The sequence below is a fragment of the Bacillus sp. AFS001701 genome (assembly GCF_002559405.1).
In the GTDB taxonomy this organism is placed as follows: domain Bacteria; phylum Bacillota; class Bacilli; order Bacillales; family Bacillaceae_G; genus Gottfriedia.
The window spans coordinates 1-5,044 of record NZ_NTZO01000567.1; the positions used below are offsets into that span (position 1 = coordinate 1).

At 30.2% G+C, this 5,044-nt stretch carries 6 protein-coding genes; 5 read left to right on the forward strand and 1 reads right to left on the reverse strand.

Annotated features, from left to right (window positions below; translation table 11 throughout):
- Window positions 1-713, forward strand: a 713-nt coding sequence (locus CN514_RS23010; RefSeq protein WP_141529500.1) for a GGDEF domain-containing protein, incomplete at its 5' end; no start/stop codon positions are given.
- Between the two features lie 86 nt (window positions 714-799).
- On the opposite strand, the gene CN514_RS23015 is transcribed toward CN514_RS23010, so the two are convergent.
- Entirely contained in the window at window positions 800-1,294 is a 495-nt protein-coding gene (locus CN514_RS23015; protein WP_098234561.1) for a hypothetical protein, read from the reverse strand.
- 98 nt (window positions 1,295-1,392) lie between these two features.
- On the opposite strand from CN514_RS23015, the gene CN514_RS23020 reads away from it, so the two are divergent.
- The 4 genes from CN514_RS23020 to CN514_RS23035 form a co-directional block, all read left to right on the forward strand.
- Window positions 1,393-1,974, forward strand: coding sequence for a vWA domain-containing protein (locus CN514_RS23020; RefSeq protein ID WP_098234562.1), 582 nt, complete (start codon window positions 1,393-1,395; stop codon window positions 1,972-1,974).
- 141 nt (window positions 1,975-2,115) lie between these two features.
- On the forward strand, window positions 2,116-2,550 hold the full coding sequence (locus CN514_RS23025; protein WP_098234563.1) for a DUF6526 family protein: 435 nt from the start codon (window positions 2,116-2,118) through the stop codon (window positions 2,548-2,550).
- A gap of 202 nt (window positions 2,551-2,752) precedes the next feature.
- Window positions 2,753-3,727 (forward strand): LCP family protein, encoded by a 975-nt coding sequence (locus CN514_RS23030; protein ID WP_098234564.1) that lies wholly within the window; start codon window positions 2,753-2,755, stop codon window positions 3,725-3,727.
- 183 nt (window positions 3,728-3,910) lie between these two features.
- Window positions 3,911-5,044, forward strand: a 1,134-nt coding sequence (locus CN514_RS23035) for an SLC13 family permease (protein ID WP_098234565.1), incomplete at its 3' end; no start/stop codon positions are given.

Sequence of the window (5,044 nt, forward strand, 5' to 3'; positions counted from 1 at the left end):
TTTTTATTTTGACCCCTATTATCATTTTGTTTAAATGTATTGGTTTTTATTTAATAGAAAAATGGATGCTAAGGCCGATTGGTGACATTGTAATTGGAAGATTACTTCAAACGATGGGGTTATGGTTTTTAATGTATGTTCCAGCATTATTATTAAGTTACTTTATAGCCTATCAAACACGTAATACAGAGATAAAATTAAAGAAAATGGAAAATATCGCAAATGTTGACAGTTTAACTGGACTATATAACCGTAGATATTTTGAAAAACAACTTTTAAATGGATGTTCAGAATCCTATGAAACATCAATACCAATGACATTATTAATGATTGATGTGGATTATTTTAAAAAATATAACGATCTGTATGGTCACCCAAAAGGTGATGAATGCTTAAGAAGAGTAGCAACTAGTTTGCAATTAGAAATGACAAGCGAATCAGGTATCGTTGCACGGTATGGTGGAGAGGAATTCTCAATTTTGTTACCGAAATCTGATCTGAATGATGCACTTAAAATAGGTAATCGATTATGTAGAAATATAAAAAAGTTAAAGATTGAACATGAGCAATCAGAGAAAAAACTAGTTACATTAAGTATAGGGGTAGCATCATTGATTGCTGAAACTGAACAAGATTACTTAAAGTTAGTAAAGCAAGCTGATCAAGCATTATATAAATCAAAGCATAATGGAAGAGATCAAGTGAGTTACTAAAATATGAAATATTTTTAAATAAAAAACATCTATAAATCACTTCAGAAAAAGGTGATTTAAGATGTTTTTTTATTTATTTTGTTGCTTTATTTTATTAGTGATTTTAAATTAAAGTGGTTCAATGCTTCGTTGACTAAATCGATATCATAAATGTTTTTCTCTAAGAAAAATTTTATAACTAAATCATTTAAATCGCAGTCTGATAATGTATAGCCAGCAGAACTTAAGAGATCGCTCGTTTCAATTTTATCAAGTTCAAGTGCGAGTGATAAAGCAATTATTGTATTTTTCTTTGGAATGTAATTAGGAATGGAGCGGATTTTTGAAAAATGTTTTCTGTCTAATCCCGCCTTTTTATAGATTAATGGATCACTGACATTTTTTTTATCTATAAATTTAAATAAGAGCTCTCTAAATGTTGGTTTCAGTTTATTTTTAATAAATGCTTCAATTTCTACATTTTCTAAAGGCTCAGCAGCATACATTTCATTTTGACTAAAATGTATTTCTTCTATTTTTACTTCTTCTAATTGGTGTTTTACATATAGTTGTAATTCAATCAAAAATTCTTGGTTAAGCATTTTAAAATTCCCCTTCCAAAATGTCTCTTTTAAGGCGACCTATCTACTAATTAATTCAGTTACTATTATAACATCAAGAATGAAGGGGCTGATTAAGAATGAAAAGTAATAAAACAGAAATCATATTTTTACTCGATAGAAGTGGTTCAATGGCAGGACTTGAAAGTGATACGATCGGTGGATTTAACGCATTTATAAAAAAACAAAGTAGTTTTGATGGAGAAACAAATGTAACAACAGTGCTTTTTGACGATCAATATGAAGTCTTATGGAACGGGCGCAATGCAAATGAAGTAAAATTATCGGATAAAGAGTATTTTGTAAGGGGAACTACTGCACTTTTAGATGCAGTTGGTAAAACGATCTTAAATGTAGGCAACAGATTGTCTTTATGTAACGAGATGGAAAGACCTGATAAAGTCATATTTGTTATTACTACTGATGGGTTAGAGAATGCGAGTGTTGAATTTACGTATAGTAAAGTGAAACATCTGATCCATCACCAACAAGAAAAGTATAATTGGGAATTTATATTTATGGGAGCCAATATTGATGTAGCTAAAGAAGCAAGTAGCCTAGGAATTTTAAAAGAAAATGCTTATACTTTTGAATCCTCTAATGAAGGTGTTGAAAATATGTATAGTGTAATAAGCGAAGCAGTGTCTGAAAAAAGGATATAATTTAAATTCAAATCTAGTAAGTCGTTTTTGACTTATTAGATTTTTTTATTCTAAATAAAAGTTCTTTAATGATAAATAAGTAGTAAGATTAATAATGTTAGAATAAGGGAAATAAAACATATTTAGAGGAGAGATGTACATATGAAACCGCAAAGCTTAGAAAATCACGTCAGATATCATCCAGTTTTCCACTTTTTTGGTGCACCATTAGCGTTAATCACAATCATTGGTTCAATCGTTAACTTATGTATCGCGATAAAAAATAGCGATCATATTTGGTTAGCAGTATTTATTTTAGTCACTTCGCTTTTATTAGTTGTTTCGTTTTTTCTAACAAGACTCTATTCCAACAAAGTACAAGACCGTGTCATTCGAATGGAAGAAAATTTTCGTCATTTTACTTTAACAGGTAAACCGTTAGATCCTAAAATAACAATGGGGCAAATCATTGCATTACGATTTGCAAGTGATGAGGAATTTGTAGCGTTAAGTGAAAGAGCAGTAAATGAAGGACTGAGTTCGAAAGAGATTAAACAAACTATTAAAAATTGGCGAGCGGATGAGTACCGCGTTTAATTTTGTGTTAGGGGCCTACTTTAGGTCCTTTTTCTTGTTTCGAGGGGTTGTTATTTTGAATTAGTCTATAAGGTTCGAGTAACAATACCAGCAAAAAAAAACGTTACTTCTTAAATATAATAATTTCCCTTAATGCCGCTAACACTATGGCTATAAAATAATGGCTCATATAAATATCTCAAAAGGAGCTCTTGCTAAACAAATGAAAGAAAAGCGTAATAAAATCAGAAAAACAAAAAGTAAGTCTCTAAAAATATTGTTGTTGATCGTTCTCATTCTTATAGCATTTATTGGATATAAGGGAATAAGAACATATTATAAATTACAGAATGCTACCCAGGGTGAAGTCCTTCACTCAAATTTGCGTAAACAAGAAATAAAAGATACTCAACCTTTTTCCATTTTATTTCTTGGAATTGAAAACTACGCAACAAAGGGAAAAGGTGGTAGGACTGATACCATCATATTAGTAACTGTTAATCCCAAAGATAAAACAATACAAAAAATGAGTATTCCTCGTGATACATACGTGGAAATTCCAGATCAAAAAAGAAAATCTAAAATTAATGGAGCATATAACAGTGGTCTTCAATCGACTGTAAATACAGTAGAAAACTTTTTACATGTCCCAATCGACTATTATGATACAGTAGACTTTGATGGATTTAAAAATATTGTCGATGAGATTGGTGGAATTGATGTTGATGTACCATTTGATTTTTGGCAGTATTCAGATACTAAACCACGTTATAAGGTTTACTTCAAAAAAGGAAATCAACATCTAAATGGTACAGAAGCTTTAGCCTATGCTCGAATGAGAAAGCGCGATCCACGTGGTGATTTTGGACGTGAAGAACGTCAACAACAAGCTATGCTGGCAATTATCGATAAATTAAAGTCTCCCAAAACATTATTTAAAATAGATAAATATGCAAATGTATTTAGTAAAAATGTCAAAACAAATATGAACTTGTCTGAAGGTTTATTCTTATTCAATGACATGAAAGAAGCTAATCCTAAAAACATCACGACATTAAAATTGGAAGGAAAAGACGATTATATTAACAGAATTTACTATTATATGCCGAATCAATCTAGCGTAAATACTATAACAAAAAGTTTGAGAAATCATCTTGAGCTTGATAAATTCCCAGCTAATTCAATTCAATCAAAATAAGTGCATGTTTTTTAAAATTAAAAAAAGAGGTAAATGAGTATGCATACTCAATTACCTCTTTTCTTTTTTAAACCTCTATAGCTGTGATTTAATGGGAATTATGGTATTTTTTAAGTGTATTGAGATTTCAAATGCAAGAAACAGGGGTGTGTAGTAGAATAGAAAAGTACTGGAGGGGGATTGATGAAAGAATATATTTATGTGGAAAACGAAAAAAATGTGAAATTGAAATTTGGAATTATAAAAAAAGACATTGTATTTTCCATATCACTCTTGTTAGCAATCGTAAGCTGTTTATTCCATGCACCAAAACTAGATTATATAAATTTTGAAGTATTAGTCAGTTTATTTAATCTGATGCTAGTAGTTAAGGCCCTGGAAGATCTAAAACTATTGGATAAATTCGCCATTGCTATACTGAGTAAATGTCATAATAGTAAAAGTGTTTCAGCAATCCTTATTTTATTATGCTTTTTTAGTTCCATGCTTGTAACGAATGATGTGGCATTAATAACATTTGTACCATTAACACTGATAATAAGTAAGATTATACAAACTTCTATGTTAGATACGATTATCCTAGAGACAATTGCGGCTAACATCGGAAGCAGCCTAACTCCAATGGGAAATCCACAAAATCTTTTCATATTTACTTACTACGGAATAAAGCCTATACAATTTTTCACAACAGTTGTTCTATTGGTGGTTTTGGGAATTGTTCTGTTATTGGTTTTTAATCAAAGATTGAATAGTAAAACATTGGAAATGGAACTTCCGAATATTCCTATAAAAAATAAAAAAAAGGCCGCAGTATGGGGGATACTATTTGGCATCATATCTGTATCCATACTAGGGGTTTTAAGCTACAAACTTGCGTTTATTATCGCATTAGGAACCGCTTGTATACTTGATATAAAATTATTGAAGAAAATTGATTATTTATTGCTTATTACTTTTATCTGTTTTTTTATTTTTATAGGAAACATATCGGAATTAAAGGTAATACACACATTTGCTAGCGAAAATCTCAAAAGTCCCACATCAATTTTTTTCAGTTCCATAATTTTAAGCCAACTAATAAGCAATGTACCAGCTGCGATTTTTTTATCAAAATTCTCAGTGAATTGGCAGCCTTTATTAGTAGGTGTAAACTTAGGTGGACTTGGTACAATTGTAGCTTCCCTCGCAAGTGTAATTTCATTTAAACTTTTTATTAATAGAGATCCACAAAAAAGTAAAAAGTACCTTATAAGGTTTAGCTTTTATAACTTTTCAATTTTAGCTCTTTTAACTCTTGTTTATTATTTTACGATGAAA